Source organism: Oleiphilus sp. HI0125 (genome assembly GCF_001635355.1).
This window is the reverse complement of sequence record NZ_LWGF01000502.1, coordinates 1-14,264: the sequence shown is the minus strand read 5'-3', so window position 1 is coordinate 14,264 and position 14,264 is coordinate 1. Positions and strand designations below refer to the sequence as shown.

Genomic DNA, 14,264 nt, shown 5'->3' with positions numbered 1-14,264 from the left:
ACGTTCAGCGTAATTTTAGGCACGGCGATATCTATAGGCGTTGGCTCGATGGCCAAGTCATTTTTAGGCATTGGCCGATTAAGCATTGGCTCAACGGGAGGCTGCTCTATCAATTCAGGCTCGTCTGGTTTGGCGCGTTCTCGCAGTTGAAGGTCACTATCTTGTTCAACAAACAAAAAGCTCAAATCGACAGACTGATCCGCCACTTGCTCTTGCTTAAAATCTGGCGACGGAACACCCGACAAAATACTAAAAATGATGGTTGAGGCGACTAATGCCAAAGGCATCAAGAACGCATAACGCGCATAACGACTTTCGAGGGACAATACCGACACGGACGCTGCCACCTACTTCGACTTCGTTGCGACGGTATACGGCACACCGGCCTGACGGATTTGGTCGATCAAGGCAACTAAGCTACCTGTGCTTGACGCCTCATCCGCTTGCACAACCACACTGACATCAGCTTGTTCGGTTTTCATACGCTCAAGCGCTGGACGGATCATACGCACATCCACCACCTTGCGGTCTAACCAAATTTCCTCACGATCCGACAAGGCAATCAAAACAGCGGTTTTAGTTTGCGTATCACTAGTGGACGCAACAGGGCGCTCGATCTCGATACCCGATTCACGAACGAAAGAGGTAGAAACAATAAAAAAGATCAGCATGATAAACACAATGTCGAGCATCGGTGTCATATTCACTTCTGCCTCTTCTTGCTGCTCTCCAATGAGTATTCGTTGACGCATTCTGTATTCCTAATTTAAACGGCATGTTAGCCATTCACTGAAAGTGCTTGTTTTTGCTTCTGCAAAAAACGGGTCTCAGCGGTAACGACACGCTGTAAGCGACCATGAAAAATCAAACCAATTACCGCAACCGCCATCCCCGTCATCGTAGGAAAGGTTGCACTTGCTACACCAGACGCCATCAAACGTGGATTTGCCGTACCATAAACCGCCAAGCTATCAAACAGCTGAATCATGCCGGTAACCGTGCCAAGTAGTCCAAGTAAAGGGCATAAACCAATAATGGTTTTAAGCAAGGACATAGAACTATTCAGCTCGATCTGTGCATCGCAGATTTTGCTTAACACCAGACGCCAGTTCTGCTGCTCGTCTATAGAAGCACATAAACTGCGTTTTACACCACGGTATGCGGTAAACACAAATAGAAAGCGCTCGGCCAGAATCAGTAACATCAAAAAGGTCATGCCAAGAATGGCGTATAGCACCCATCCACCAGACTGAAAAAAGAAGCCTAGCTCTAAGATCCATTCATCAATGCTTAGTAGCATCGCTTGCCTCTCGCTTTATGCTGCTTTTGAATCTATTTGGTTCAGAGAACCAAGAGCGCCAAAACTCTTCTGCTGAAGAATCTGAATAATACGGCGACTGCGCGAAGTTAATACGCTGTGTGCGAACAAAATAGGCACAGCGACCACCAAACCAAGCACGGTCGTCATCAAGGCTTGCGAAATACCAGAAGCCATTAGTTTTGGATCACTCGTTCCGAACACAGAAATACTTTGGAAGGTTGCGATCATACCTACAACCGTACCAAGCAGCCCCAATAATGGCGCAACGGCGGCAAGTAATTTCAAAAAGCTTTGGCCTTGTTCGAGGTTTGCTAATTCTGCCATCACTGCTTCATCAACTTTTAGCTCAAGCGCGTCATTGTCATTCTCTACATCGGCAGATTTAACTGCATGCAATACGCGACCTAGGGGGTTGTCCTGTCGTAGGTCTTGAGACTGTAATTGTTTGCGTACGCCTAACTCAGCCTTAAGCAATTTCAATAGCTGGTATAGGCCTATCAATAAACCAATCAAGCCAAGCGCAATAATGATGTAGCCAATGTTCCCGCCTTGTGCAATACGCTCTTGAAGCGTTGGCTCGCGGTCAAGCAATGCAAACAATTCGCCGCGCGTTGGATCAATTAACAGTGTGGTAGGGATTGCAGTATCCAATTGCGGAATCTGCGAAAACGTCTCTGAAGGTTGGGTCGGTAGTTCGCTCAATTGTTGCTTGCTAAGATCCCAAGCTAGGTAATTACCTCGCTCATCCATCGCACTAAAGGTACCGATACGAAGCACTTGCTTAGGGGAAGTTTTTCCATCCAATGCAACAACGGGAAGATCTAATAATTCAATCTTCCCTGATTCAACAATTTCACTTTCAAAACTACTGAATAAGGCTTGTAGCTCAAGAAGGGTTGGCACCTTACTGGTCTCGGCAAAACGCAATGCTGTAATACGATCAGGAAATTGTGCACTGGTCATCGAATCTTCAAGGCTAGGAATTAAATCCAGCGCGCTTTCTTTCGCAACACCAAATACTTCGCCAAGTGTGCCGCTCGCTAAATCGAGTTTTTCTTGAAGAGTTGCGATGTCGTCTTCGTTCTTATCAAACAAGGCTTTCAAACGTTGCTTTTCTTTTTCTTCCTCAGCAATTTCCTGATTTGTTTGGCGAAGCAAACGCTTCTGCTCAGCCAAAGCAAGTTTCGATACACGCTCACGCTCAGCATTTTCTTTTGCGTCGTTCTTCACAATCGACTTTGCGAGCGCAATAAAATCTACATTTTGCGAATCTTCGGCCAGGCTTTTTTGGGCAAAAAACAGACCTGCATTCACGATTAACAGAAGACCAAGTACTTTGCCTAAAGTAAATTGTTTCATGTCAGCCCCCTACTTCGCTGCTGTGACAAGTGGTAAAGCTAACAACTCTGGAACACGTTGCTGCAAAGCAATCTGCATCGCCTTACTTAAATTAAGGTTTTCACCTCGATCTAATTGCGCCCAGCGCTGTTCAGCTGGGAGCCACAACGCCCCTTCAGAGCCATCACGTGTCTGATAGTAAAGCGAGGTACGCCCAATTCGCAGATAACTAACTTGCACCTGTTCCTCTGAACCGATCAAATCTGCGGTATAAGTTTCGATGGTGCGGCCGTATGCAACTTCGTTCTCATACGCTTCAAGAATTTGGCGATATTTTTCAGCGATACTAATATCGGCGCGGTCAACTAATGCGAAAAGTGAATCCAATTCAGCCTTACGCTGCGCTAGTTTGAAAGGAAGATCTTCCTGCACTAGCTCTTTTAGTCGATCGACCATCACAACAAGCAACGGCAGCATGGCTTGTTCAGTTTCGGAAATAGAATCAATCTGCTGCTGCAGTTCTACCTTTTCCTTTTCCTGCGCCTGAATCAAGCGACGCATTTGAATATTGTAGGCTTTAACAAGATTGAGTTGACGCTCGGCTGCTAGAACTTCATCTACTGTTTGACGCGTCTTTTCAGAGAGCTGATCGATTCTAGTTTGCGACGCGGATGCAACTTCATGTGACGACCGAGTTAGCTTCAAAACTTTTTCAAGCATTTCTTCCGACAACGCTGGGAGTGAAACCGTTACCAAGCAAACCAGGGCCATGACGCGAACAACAAATCGCCGCACACAACCGAAAAGAGACATGCAGTAAAAAAACATAAACCGAACACTTAAAATAAATTGAATGGACTTATTACAAATGAGAATGATTATTATATAGAATTTTATTTACAGCGCAAAGCTTAAGATAAACTAAGTCAAAAATTTAAAGTTCCAAGACCAATACGAAGGGAATGACATCGAATTAATGCTGATTAAAATCTGAGGACTAATCATCACCATGCCTTCAAGTCGTGAATAAAACATACGTGTCATTGCAGTACTGCACGACCTGAATCATGTCCTGAAATACTGCGACAAAGCACTGTTAATTGACCAAGGACACGCCTTGCAAACGGGCTGTGTTGAGGAAGTACTCTGCCGTAAGAATATCGAACAGTGTTGGCAATATACGACCGAGTTTGTAAGAACTTCCGAAGGGAATGCGCTTATTATTTAAGGCTTAAGCATGAGCCATTAGTTATTATGGTACTAGCATGTAAGATATTCACTCAGACCCTACCTCTTGTTTATTTCACCCGATAAGCCTGATCCAAAGCCCGTTTAGTTCAGTATTGAACCATATTGATTGAATATTCAACTAATTAAGGCCAGATCTTGCACACCCAAAGCGATGCATCAAACCGACTACTTGCCTGGAAACACCTAGTCGAGGCATATCAAACCTGCCATCAAAAATATGCCCGTATGATGAGCCACTTCGATCTTACGGTTTCACAATTTGATGTACTTACTGGAATCGAGAGCTTAGGTGACAAGGCCACGCCCAAAGAAGTAGCCAAAAGGCTATTGGTGACGAAGGGCAACATCACCAGCGTAACTCGTCGTCTATTAGAAAGAGGTTTGATTCATCAAAAGTCACACGCTCTCGACAAAAGATCCATCATTTTGGAATTAACAGACTCAGGAAAAAGTCTGTTAGCGAATGCCAAGCTAGCGGCCAAACAATTCGTTGCGCAACAACTAGCCCCCTTCTCACAAAGTGATGTGGATTTAGTCGGCAACTTGATGCAACAAATGCGATCTCATTTGAATTCCAAAGATTTCGATTTCGCTGTCCAAGGTATTGTCAGTCAACACACCAGCGAACAAATGAATCTCTCATCAATGGATACCCCACAATGAGCACTACACATCAACTTAGTACCCCGAGTTTTAAGAATGGCCTGCTGGAATACCGCGCCGCACTTGACCTAATTGCCCTACCCGCATGGATGTCATATTTGAGCGTAAAACAGCAAAAAGATATAGGCAAAGGCCGTCACGTATTTGTTCTGCCTGGTTTCGGTGCTAGTGATTCAAGCATGAAACCACTCCGGTTTTTCCTAGAACGTCATGGGTTTAAAGCAATGGGCTGGGGACTTGGAGTCAATCGTGCTGGCCTAGACAAAGATTATGACCTGCACTCCATGGAATGGGAGTTACCTCCTCCTAATCCTCATAATGGAGAGTTCGGTGTACCTCATCTCTGCGGTCTAATGGCTGAGAGAGTGAAAGAGTTTTACGAACAAACAGGAAAGCAAGTTTCGCTAGTCGGATGGAGCCTTGGTGGCGTAGTTGCCCGAGAAGTAGCGAGAGATTTACCCGAAATGGTCGATCATGTCGTAACGCTGGGCACGCCGCTTACGGGCGGCCCAAAATATACTGCGGCCGCACCTATCTTGGCCAAAAAAGGCTTAGATCTGGACTGGATTGAGGCTGGCGTCGAAGAGCGAAAAAAGAAGCCCATTCAATGCAAGCTCAGTGCAATTGTTAGTAAAACAGACGGCGTCGTTGATTGGTCTGCCAGCGTATTGCCCGAAGACCAACAAACACGATATATCGAAGTGAACGTTTCTCATTTAGGAATGGGGTTCAATCGACAAACCATGTCACTCGTACTCAAAGAACTGCAACAGGACTAAGCGATGCCTTCAAACATAAATGCGCTTAACATCGATACAAGTACGCCCATTCTGTTTGTTCCCGGCGCTATGTCCGGTTCTTGGATTTGGGAAGATAATTTTGCTCAGCACTATAGAGCGATGGGTTTTAAAGTTCATTGCATGACCTTCAGCGGGCATCATTTATCTTTTAAGGAACGGCTTAAGCTAAGGTTTAATGACTACGTCGATGAATGCATTGAAGCAATCGAAAGCTTTGATAAGGCACCGACCGTCATTGGCCATTCTCTTGGTGGACTTGCGTCCCTTCACGCCACTGCTCACGCTAAAGCCCATGCATTGATCTTAATGTCGCCTGTGCCAATTTCTGGAGTTGTCGGTTCGATGAGCTCTCTCGCTAAAAAGTCACCAATCTCTCTCGCCAAATTTATTACCGCCGCGTGTTATGCAGGTATAACCCGCTACGGAACACCCCCGATAGGAATATATTCTAATACATGCGACACAGCTGATGCTGACAAGGTCACCGCCCAGCTGAGGTCCGAATCAATTCCAGTATTAATGAAATTACTATCACCTCCAAAATTGATCAGCACCAAACTTCATCCAAGCAACATATTGTTTCTAGCTGCCAAGGGAGATCACATTATCCCCCATACCGAAATTCAGAAAAGCGCAGATCAACTCGGCGCGGATATAAAAATATACGAAGGCCTAAGCCACACCTATCAGGCTGAAAGCTGCTGGCCGGACATCGCTGACGATATTCTGCAGTGGTTACATCAATCAAACATGAAAGACTACCAAGCGAGCGCGGCGTGAGCGCTAAGCTGTCTTTCAACCTCGTCATGGCCTACTTATACAGCGGTCTATTATTTCTCTAAAAAACGAGTAGGGTTTGATTGGAATCCTGAGCACCGCTTTTGTTTCACGTATTCGCGGTCACGTGCTCACGATGCAAATCAAGCCTGCTTTGTTTCTAGCTTTACAACTTCTGCCTTTTCTTCTTCAAGCAAACTTTCGGCATCAACTCCCTTAAATAGTTTTGCCACCTTCTCTTTGTTTTTAGACAGCAAAACAGACAGATCTTCCAGTAAGCCATCATCAATATCTACACCCTTAGCTTGTATAAAAGTAGCAAGGTTGTCTGCTACATCTAGCATCTTGTCGTAGCGATCTGCTTCTCTTTTGTCTGTCGTCACTAGCTTTTCAACCCCTTTATGTTCAACCACATAACGCGTAATGATCGCCATGATTTGCTCCTATTTTTAATTCGTGTGAATACACTATCACAAATACTGTATATACAAACAGTATAATTATTAAATTTTATCATTCAAACAAAGAAACCTTTTAAACCGATCCATTGAACCTCAATGTATAAAAGCAGAGTGGATAGCGTAATAAGGAGCATCGAATGCCAAATTCAAACAATAAACGAATGGGTATCAACGAAATGTCGGCAATCACAACCATGATCGCCAATGGTGAGCTAGAGAAACTGAGGCTAGCCTTGCTCGACAAAACACTCAAAGAGCTGGAGCTAGACTATTTGCTTGACTTAGCTCAGCTCAAAAATAATCCAGAGATCACCAAGCTCTTAAAGCAACATGCGGATACTAGCTTTAGATTCTAAGGCTGGGTTCGTGGGGCTGCCGGCAGACTAAATGGTAGCCATCTCGATCGAGGAAGAGTTATACAATTGCAGAGCTAAGTTATTGGCTAGATACCATGCAATACTTCATTTGTTAACGCGATCTTGATTCATTACCGCGTAACAAAAAACGTTGAAAATACCGCATGACTTCATACTTGTTATGTCATTGGCCTATATTTCATTTCTAGATTCAACTAAAAATAAGGGAGCATCACGATTTGAAGCGCGTGCCTTTGGTTTATCATCCGAAGTACAGTTACCCTTTCGACAGCAAACATCGTTTTGTCATGTCTAAGTTTGAGCGCTTGTACGATTATTGTTGCAATGCAGGGCTTGTAGCATCTAACGAACATCAACCATCCGCGGCGCGAATTGATGAACTTACTTTATGCCACGCTTCTCGCTATCTCAATGATTTGACTCATAACACACTAGACCCCAAGGCTTTGCGTCGTATAGGCCTACCGTGGAGTGAAGCTCTCATAGAGCGGACGCTCATCTCCCCAAACGGTACTCTGTACGCTGCCGAATTAGCCATAGAGTTTGGCGTAGGCGTGCATTTGGCGGGTGGAACACACCATGCGCATTATGACTTTGGCTCTGGGTACTGTTTGCTTAACGATCTCGCGTTTGTGAGTCGCACTTTAGTTGCTCGAGGGCAAGTTCAACGTGTCTTGATCTTCGATTGCGATGTGCATCAGGGCGATGGTACCGCAGCCATACTGCAGGAAGATGAGCAGATATTTTGTTGTTCCGTGCATTGTGAAAAGAATTTTCCATTCCGCAAGCAGGAAAGCGATTTGGATGTCGGCCTCTCCGTTGGGATGCGTGACATGGAGTACCTCCATATCGTTGAGCAAACGCTCGTGCGGTTGCTCGAACACTTTCAACCCGACATTGTTTTATACGATGCAGGCGTTGATGTATGGAAAGGCGATGCGTTGGGGAACCTTAATATTTCGCTGGAAGGGATTCGCGCACGAGACGACTTAGTGCTTGAGCATTGTCTAGATCGAGCGATTCCAGTTGCTACAGTGATTGGTGGTGGCTACGACCGTGATCATGACGCGTTAGCTAGGCGACACGGCATTATTGTTCATGCGGCACAAGACGCCTTTGCACGCTTTGCATAGCACGCTTTCTCTGACATAGTTCTTTAAAAAATTTGCAGCAGCATATTCTCTTAGAAATAGGTCGTTATTTCTCAACTCTAAAAAAAATGTCGGTTCCAATCATAGTAGGTTTGGCAGATGGATGCCGACTAAGGCCTGATGCACATAAGAACCAAAAAACCAGACACCCGTCAAAACGAACAAACCCCGGTATAAAAACCGGGGTTTGTCAGCGATCTGAAAGGAGGTGTTCGCACCTCCTTCGACTACTTATTGCCCCGTAAAGTTAGAAGCTAAGTACTTTCCGTTGATGGTATAGAAAATATAAAGCGTCTGATTTGCTGGGTCAGCAATCGCATCATTCTTAAATGAAACAACCCATTCAGGACCATGTCCAAACGATTTTTCTTCGACAGAGCTAGCCGTAACCTCCGCCCAAGAAGCATCGATCTTCCCTCTATTAACGAGCTTTTGAACATGTGCCGATGCTTTATCAACAGCTTGTTCGCTTGTTATTGGGTCATGTTGATGATCATGAGAATGATCATGCCCCGGCCCAGCTAAAGCAAACTGGCTGAATATGAGTACCGCACCAAGCAGTAATGTTCTAATAAAGTTAATCATAATGTCTCTCTTTAAAACTTTGTTGTTCAGTCAATTGAATCGTGATGAGTTTTAGCTGGGACTTTCATCGAACTAGCATCCATTTCCTCATGGGCATGTAAATGATTATCTGCGCTGAAACCAAAATCATCAGGATGCTGCTCGTGCGAATATCCATGCAATTGCTGCAACAGAAGTAATATCCCTAAAGACATTAGAAATACATTTGCCGCATTAATAAAGTTAGTGAATGATTTTGTCCTACGCCACCCTGCAAGGAGAGCCACCATCACAGCGAGTACCGCTATTTGTCCAAGCTCTACACCAAGATTGAACGAAAGAATTTTAAGCACTAAGCCTTCTTCTGCGAGAGGCAGCATTTGCAAGCGCGTCGACAATCCAAAGCCATGAATCAAGCCGAATACAAATACCATGATCAGCAGATTAGGCGAAGCCACATTCAAATACTTCTTAAATCCTCCAAGATTATCGAAGGCTTTGTAGATGACGGTTAGCGCGATTACAGCATCAATCAAATAATAATTTGCCTGAACATGATACAGCGTCGCAAATAGCAACGTGATTGAATGACCAATAGTAAAAGCAGTTACAAACTTAACAATATCGTTAAATTTGGTAAGAAAGAAAACAACGCCGAAGAGGAAGAGTAAATGGTCGTACCCAGTGACCATATGGCTGGCACCCAGCTCCACGAAATCCCAGTTTGTGGCCTCAAGTGCCTTTGCCTTATCCGCCTCAGACATACCATGGCCAAAGACGAAACTACATAAAAAATACATACCAATAGCGACAGGCCACCGGTATTTTCTCAATACAGATAACATTGTGTACCTCAATAATAAATCTTAGCTTTCGCTAATAAAAAAATGATTTAAACCTAAGAGAACAACTATATTGGAGGCGCCCTAGCCTGAGATGAAAAATAGAATCGGAAGATAACGGGAACAGGAGCATCGCCTCGATAATCTTCAACGACAATCGTCTGTTCACGGTAAACATAATCGGAGCTTAGATAAGCTTGGGAGTCATGATCATTCAGCTTCTTCCCATTCTTTACGGTCCAGTCTTGGCAAAGCTCAACTACCTCACTAGTATGAGGTGCGATTTCAGCCGCAAATGCATCAACATGATGAGAAGAAATACTGTGCGTATGTATTAACTGAGAATGGGTGTGGTCATGACCATCATGATCATGATTCGAACCCAAATGGATATGCGCCGAAGCCGATTGCATTGATAAGAAAGCAATCGCTAAGAAAAGTTGCCAAATTTTGCTCTTCAAAATATCGCGCACGGGATTCCGATTATAAAAAATTTTGCAAAAGTATATGTATGCCAGTGCGGGAATACTACCCACAAAATATGACCAATTATTAAAAAGCGCAGTTTAAAAAACACTGGACTATAAACGAAAAAACCGACCCTAAGGTCGGTTTTCTAATGCAAGGTCAAGAATTTATTAGAACTCTGCTTCAGCAAGATCCATCAAGGTAGCTTTACCTGCTTCGACATCTGCCGCTAGCTGATCCATCTCAGGAAGATACAGGCGATAGAAGTGGTTTGCTGCTTTCACTTTTCCTTCTAAGAAGTCTTCAGAGAAGCGCGATTTCGTACCGTTGTCTTGAGTTTGCTTAGCCATCTTGGCCCACATTACAGCCAAACTAGTTAAAGCAAACATGCGTAGGAGCGGTGTTGCTGCTGCGCCCGCTTCTTCTGGATCGCTCATCACTGTTTTCACCAATCCCATCAAGGTTTGGGTCAACTTCGCGATGAACTGCTCAGCTTGCTTCTTATGCTCTGGCAATGCATCAGCGATCAAGTCATTCATTGCTGCGATATAAGTGCGAGGTAAACGACCGCCGCGCATCGTCAGCTTACGTCCGATCAAATCAAGCGCTTGAATACCATTTGTGCCTTCGTAGATACGTGCAATGCGTCCATCACGTAATAACTGCTCTACTGGCCAATCTTGGGTGTAACCGTTACCACCCATAGACTGAAGTGCCGCATCTGCGCTGAAGTAGCCTTCGTCAGTCAAGAATGACTTCACGATTGGCGTCATGATCTGGAATAAATCATCTGCTTTTTCGCGATCCGCTTCTTCTGGAGCTGCATGTGCTAAGTCTTGCTGATAAGCAGCCCAATACGCCATTGCGCGGCCAGCTTCAATCAACACCTTTTGCTTAAGCAGCATACGACGTACATCTGGGTGAACAATAATTGGATCTGCTGGACCATCTGGGTTTCTAGGGCCAGTCAATGAACGGCTCTGCAGGCGGTCTTTCGCGAAAGCCAAAGATACTTGGTAACCGGTTTCAGCTAAACCAAGACCCTGCATACCTACCATGATGCGCGCAGCGTTCATCATCGTAAACATGCACTTCAAACCTTCATTCTCTTTACCAACAAGCCAGCCTTTCGCACCCTCAAAGTTCATGACACAAGTCGCTGATCCTTTTATCCCCATTTTGTGTTCTAGGCCGCCACAGAACGCAGGGTTACGTGAACCATCTTCAAGGAATTTCGGAACCAAGAACAATGAGATGCCCTTACTGCCTGCAGGCGCATCCGGAAGCTTTGCCAACACCAAGTGAATGATGTTATCAGTCATATCGTGATCGCCGCCTGTAATCCAGACCTTGTTACCGGTGATCGACACACTACCGTCCGCTTGCGGCTCAGCTTTAGTTTTGATTAGACCAAGATCTGTACCACAATGTGGTTCTGTCAGACACATCGTGCCAGTCCACTCGCCCGCAATAAGCTTCGGCAAATAGTAAGACTGCTGGTGTTCGTTACCGTGCAATGTCAGAGCGTCAATAGAGCCGTGAGACAAACCTGGATACATACCAAACGATAAGTTGGTAGAGCAGCACATTTCATCAACTACTACTTTCAAGAAGTGTGGCAAACCTTGTCCACCATGCTCAACGGGTGAAGCGAGACCGCTCCAACCACCTTCTTGGTACGTTTTGTATGCTTCTTTAAAACCAGAAGGTGTTTTTACTGTTTTCGCTTCTGGGTCGTAGACACACCCTTCCCTGTCACCTGATGCATTGATCGGTTGAAGTACGTTTTCTGCCAATTTTGCAGCTTCTTCTAGTACAGCACGCTGCATGTCTTCTGTCGCGTCGGCAAATTGCTCGATGTTTGCGATGTTGCCGGCTTTAAGAACTTCAAAAAGAACGAAGTTTATGTTGTCCATTGGCGCTTTATAATGATTCACGATCTACCTCTTCACGTATTGAGTTTTCGTTTATTTCCGTGGGTCGTGCTGCTATACGCGCTCAAACGTACTTTGGGTTTCTCGTAGTGAAAAAAAGTCCGTTGAAAAACAACGGAAAAAACGAAGTAACAAATGACAATACACAGGTATTGAGATATATCTTCATTTGTCTGATGTTCGGATTGAAAGGCTTAGTTAAGCATTGGAGAAATTTTGAGGTGATCTTTTATTTTTTCTTCCGCTTCAACGAACAATTTGTCTAAGGGTGTAATCGCGGAGGACGCTAGATCAAAGAAAGTCTCGGAAGTCACAGATTTCAAATCGTTGTTTAACAACATCGATTCAACGAATGATAACAACTGCTCAACATGCAATTGAACGTCGTTTAAAAATAAGCTCGCCCATTTTTTGTTGCCCATGAGACTCGTCTTCTTAGTAAATGAAGACTCAAGCGCTGCAACCCGATGTTTCACTTTATCAACGAGAAATTTGAGCTGAATTCTCTCAATGACTGAGCTTTCGCCAGCACTTACAACGCCCATGCCAATGGCTCGCGTTTGGCCGATCGCTTCAATGGTCTCAAGCAGTTCCTTCCAGATCACATCAAGACCTGAATCTCGCCCTAACCGAAGCATAGGACCATAATTCTCTGCTTGGTTTTCAATCAGATAAAGTAGATTAGTAATCAGCCTACTATGTTGGTCGATATTATTTGCCACGGTTTGACGTTGCCAGCCTGTCGCTAAACGCTCCCAGTGCGATTTAATGCTCGTATATAGCATATCGCTCTCAAGCTCATTACTTGCAGCATCAAGCGCTTTCCATTTTTCATAAATACTCGCCCTTTTATTCCCAATGGACCGTTCTAACTGCGCATCACCATGCAAAAAGCCTGTGGTAAGACCCCGATGTTGTTGTATCAAAATAAGGAGTTCTTTAAGCGACTTAACAATTTCTAAGCTGTTCAGAATATTGCGTTGTTGTGACTGTCGACGCTTAGGCAGAAACACCAAGAAATACGCTAATGCAACAATGCCTGTAACACACATAAATAACAGAACTTCCATGTCTCATACCTCTGCTAATTGAGCTGAATGTCCACGAGAACGCTCTGCTTTTTCAGCGAGGTACTCGGCAATCTTTACCGTTTCACCTGCGATTAAGGTGTTGTTATTTGCGCGTTCTAACAAGGATTCCATGTTTTCGGAGATTTCAGAGGTCGCAACACTTTGCTGACCTGATGCTTGTGCGATCACCAGCATGTTATGTGCGATTTCATCCACCATTTTATCAATCAATACAAGCGAGCTTTCTAGCGAATCGATACTCTTCGCATTATCTTCTGCGGCATCAATTACTTTGCAAGACATTCGGGTAACATCGGCCATTCTTGTGTGCACATCATGAATACTTTGTGTGATTTGATTGGCAGATTCTCTTGATCGAATTGAAAGGTTACGCACCTCGTCAGCGACAACAGAGAAGCCACGACCGTGTTCGCCCGCTCTAGCCGCTTCAATCGCAGCGTTTAAAGACAACAAGTTGGTCTGATCGGAAATATCTACAATGATTTGAGACATCGTAGCCACATGTTCGGTTAACGCAAAAAGCTCAGCCACCAACGATTCGCTTTGCTGAGACAGCGATACCATATGACTTATCTTGGTCGTCGCGCCCTGCGCTTGCTGAATGCCATTACTTGTTTGCGCCCGAGACTTTTCTATTTCCTCATGGGCATTTTTAATTTGTAACGCGACATCATTAACGCTCTGGCTGAGTTCAGTGACGGCAGCCGCTGAAGACGTAATCGCGCCCTTTTGACTTGAAGCATTGCTCGACACCGACAATGCACTTGCTGTGAGCTCTCGAGACATATGAATGAACTCAGCTGACGATTCATCCATAGACTGATCTGCTCTCGCATAACTAAGAAAGTAGTTTCTCAACACACTTAAATGCTTATCAGCTAAGAGTGATTCGATCGGCAAATCGCGATAATTTGAATCCGTGTTTTCAAGATGCTGAGCTAATGATTCGAAGGTGCGAATAGATCGTGTGTGATACATGAGTAAAAGACACGGTAGCGTACCTAGGAGCGCAATAATTAGCAGATTCCAGCTTAAGCCAGACACTAAGTAACTAAATCCAATAGCAAATATAATCGCAGTAAAAATCAAAACGAGATGGGAACTCAAACTAGAAGTATTCACTTTCGGGCAGGTCCTTTTCCTTGGCTTAACCGACAACAAAGTAATAAAAATCACTATGTAGTCGCAAAGAATATGCCGCCAAAAATAAAATATAATTTACATTA

Annotated in this window: 17 protein-coding genes; 5 read left to right on the top strand and 12 right to left on the bottom strand. The window is 44.4% G+C overall.

Features of this window, described 5'->3' with window-relative positions; all coding sequences use genetic code 11:
• The 5 genes from A3762_RS06425 to A3762_RS06405 all read right to left on the bottom strand — a co-directional run.
• Positions 1 to 335, bottom strand: a 335-nt coding sequence (locus A3762_RS06425; RefSeq protein ID WP_156493296.1) for a hypothetical protein, incomplete at its 3' end; no start/stop codon positions are given.
• A 12-nt stretch (positions 336 to 347) separates the two neighbouring features.
• Positions 348 to 752, bottom strand: a complete 405-nt coding sequence (locus A3762_RS06420; protein WP_068754568.1) for a biopolymer transporter ExbD — start codon at positions 750 to 752, stop codon at positions 348 to 350.
• Positions 753 to 778: 26 nt separating this feature from the next.
• Positions 779 to 1,300, bottom strand: a complete 522-nt coding sequence (locus A3762_RS06415; protein ID WP_068479782.1) for a MotA/TolQ/ExbB proton channel family protein — start codon at positions 1,298 to 1,300, stop codon at positions 779 to 781.
• A gap of 15 nt (positions 1,301 to 1,315) precedes the next feature.
• Positions 1,316 to 2,680 carry a MotA/TolQ/ExbB proton channel family protein gene (locus A3762_RS06410; protein ID WP_068754567.1) on the bottom strand — a complete coding sequence of 455 codons (1,365 nt, stop codon included), beginning with the start codon at positions 2,678 to 2,680 and terminating at the stop codon, positions 1,316 to 1,318.
• Positions 2,681 to 2,689: 9 nt separating this feature from the next.
• Positions 2,690 to 3,415: a DUF3450 domain-containing protein gene (locus A3762_RS06405; protein ID WP_197469080.1), complete on the bottom strand. Its 726-nt coding sequence runs from the start codon at positions 3,413 to 3,415 to the stop codon at positions 2,690 to 2,692.
• A gap of 630 nt (positions 3,416 to 4,045) precedes the next feature.
• On the opposite strand from A3762_RS06405, the gene A3762_RS06400 reads away from it, so the two are divergent.
• From A3762_RS06400 to A3762_RS06390, 3 genes are read left to right on the top strand one after another with little or no spacing between them, the layout of a single operon-like run.
• Positions 4,046 to 4,573, top strand: a complete 528-nt coding sequence (locus A3762_RS06400; RefSeq protein ID WP_156493295.1) for a MarR family winged helix-turn-helix transcriptional regulator — start codon at positions 4,046 to 4,048, stop codon at positions 4,571 to 4,573.
• A complete protein-coding gene (locus A3762_RS06395; protein ID WP_068754565.1) occupies positions 4,570 to 5,352 on the top strand; it encodes a triacylglycerol lipase in 783 nt (260 codons plus the stop codon). The genes A3762_RS06400 and A3762_RS06395 overlap by 4 nt, the downstream gene beginning before the upstream one ends.
• A 3-nt stretch (positions 5,353 to 5,355) precedes the next feature.
• Positions 5,356 to 6,153: an alpha/beta hydrolase gene (locus tag A3762_RS06390; protein ID WP_068479918.1), complete on the top strand. Its 798-nt coding sequence runs from the start codon at positions 5,356 to 5,358 to the stop codon at positions 6,151 to 6,153.
• Between the two features lie 140 nt (positions 6,154 to 6,293).
• Here the strand turns inward: A3762_RS06390 and A3762_RS06385 are convergent, their stop codons facing one another.
• Entirely contained in the window at positions 6,294 to 6,584 is a 291-nt protein-coding gene (locus A3762_RS06385; protein WP_068476864.1) for a YebG family protein, read from the bottom strand.
• A gap of 164 nt (positions 6,585 to 6,748) precedes the next feature.
• Between A3762_RS06385 and A3762_RS06380 the strand changes: the two genes are divergently transcribed.
• Both A3762_RS06380 and A3762_RS06375 read left to right on the top strand, forming a co-directional pair.
• Positions 6,749 to 6,967 carry a hypothetical protein gene (locus tag A3762_RS06380; protein ID WP_068479915.1) on the top strand — a complete coding sequence of 73 codons (219 nt, stop codon included), beginning with the start codon at positions 6,749 to 6,751 and terminating at the stop codon, positions 6,965 to 6,967.
• 248 nt (positions 6,968 to 7,215) lie between these two features.
• Positions 7,216 to 8,121: a histone deacetylase gene (locus A3762_RS06375; RefSeq protein ID WP_231876795.1), complete on the top strand. Its 906-nt coding sequence runs from the start codon at positions 7,216 to 7,218 to the stop codon at positions 8,119 to 8,121.
• Between the two features lie 249 nt (positions 8,122 to 8,370).
• On the opposite strand, the gene A3762_RS06370 is transcribed toward A3762_RS06375, so the two are convergent.
• From A3762_RS06370 to A3762_RS06345, 6 genes are all read right to left on the bottom strand, one after another.
• Positions 8,371 to 8,724: a DUF6488 family protein gene (locus tag A3762_RS06370; protein WP_068479912.1), complete on the bottom strand. Its 354-nt coding sequence runs from the start codon at positions 8,722 to 8,724 to the stop codon at positions 8,371 to 8,373.
• Positions 8,725 to 8,750: 26 nt separating this feature from the next.
• Positions 8,751 to 9,548, bottom strand: a complete 798-nt coding sequence (locus A3762_RS06365) for a HupE/UreJ family protein (protein WP_068479909.1) — start codon at positions 9,546 to 9,548, stop codon at positions 8,751 to 8,753.
• Positions 9,549 to 9,613: 65 nt separating this feature from the next.
• Positions 9,614 to 10,006 (bottom strand): hypothetical protein, encoded by a 393-nt coding sequence (locus tag A3762_RS06360; RefSeq protein ID WP_156493294.1) that lies wholly within the window; start codon positions 10,004 to 10,006, stop codon positions 9,614 to 9,616.
• A gap of 177 nt (positions 10,007 to 10,183) precedes the next feature.
• Positions 10,184 to 11,950: an acyl-CoA dehydrogenase family protein gene (locus A3762_RS06355; protein ID WP_197469079.1), complete on the bottom strand. Its 1,767-nt coding sequence runs from the start codon at positions 11,948 to 11,950 to the stop codon at positions 10,184 to 10,186.
• A gap of 191 nt (positions 11,951 to 12,141) precedes the next feature.
• The gene (locus tag A3762_RS06350) at positions 12,142 to 13,017 is read right to left on the bottom strand and encodes a nitrate- and nitrite sensing domain-containing protein (protein WP_068754563.1); all 876 of its coding nucleotides are present in this window, start codon (positions 13,015 to 13,017) and stop codon (positions 12,142 to 12,144) included.
• 3 nt (positions 13,018 to 13,020) lie between these two features.
• Complete coding sequence (locus tag A3762_RS06345) at positions 13,021 to 14,160, bottom strand: methyl-accepting chemotaxis protein (protein ID WP_068754561.1); 1,140 nt, start codon at positions 14,158 to 14,160, stop codon at positions 13,021 to 13,023.
• Between the last annotated feature and the right edge of the window lie 104 nt (positions 14,161 to 14,264).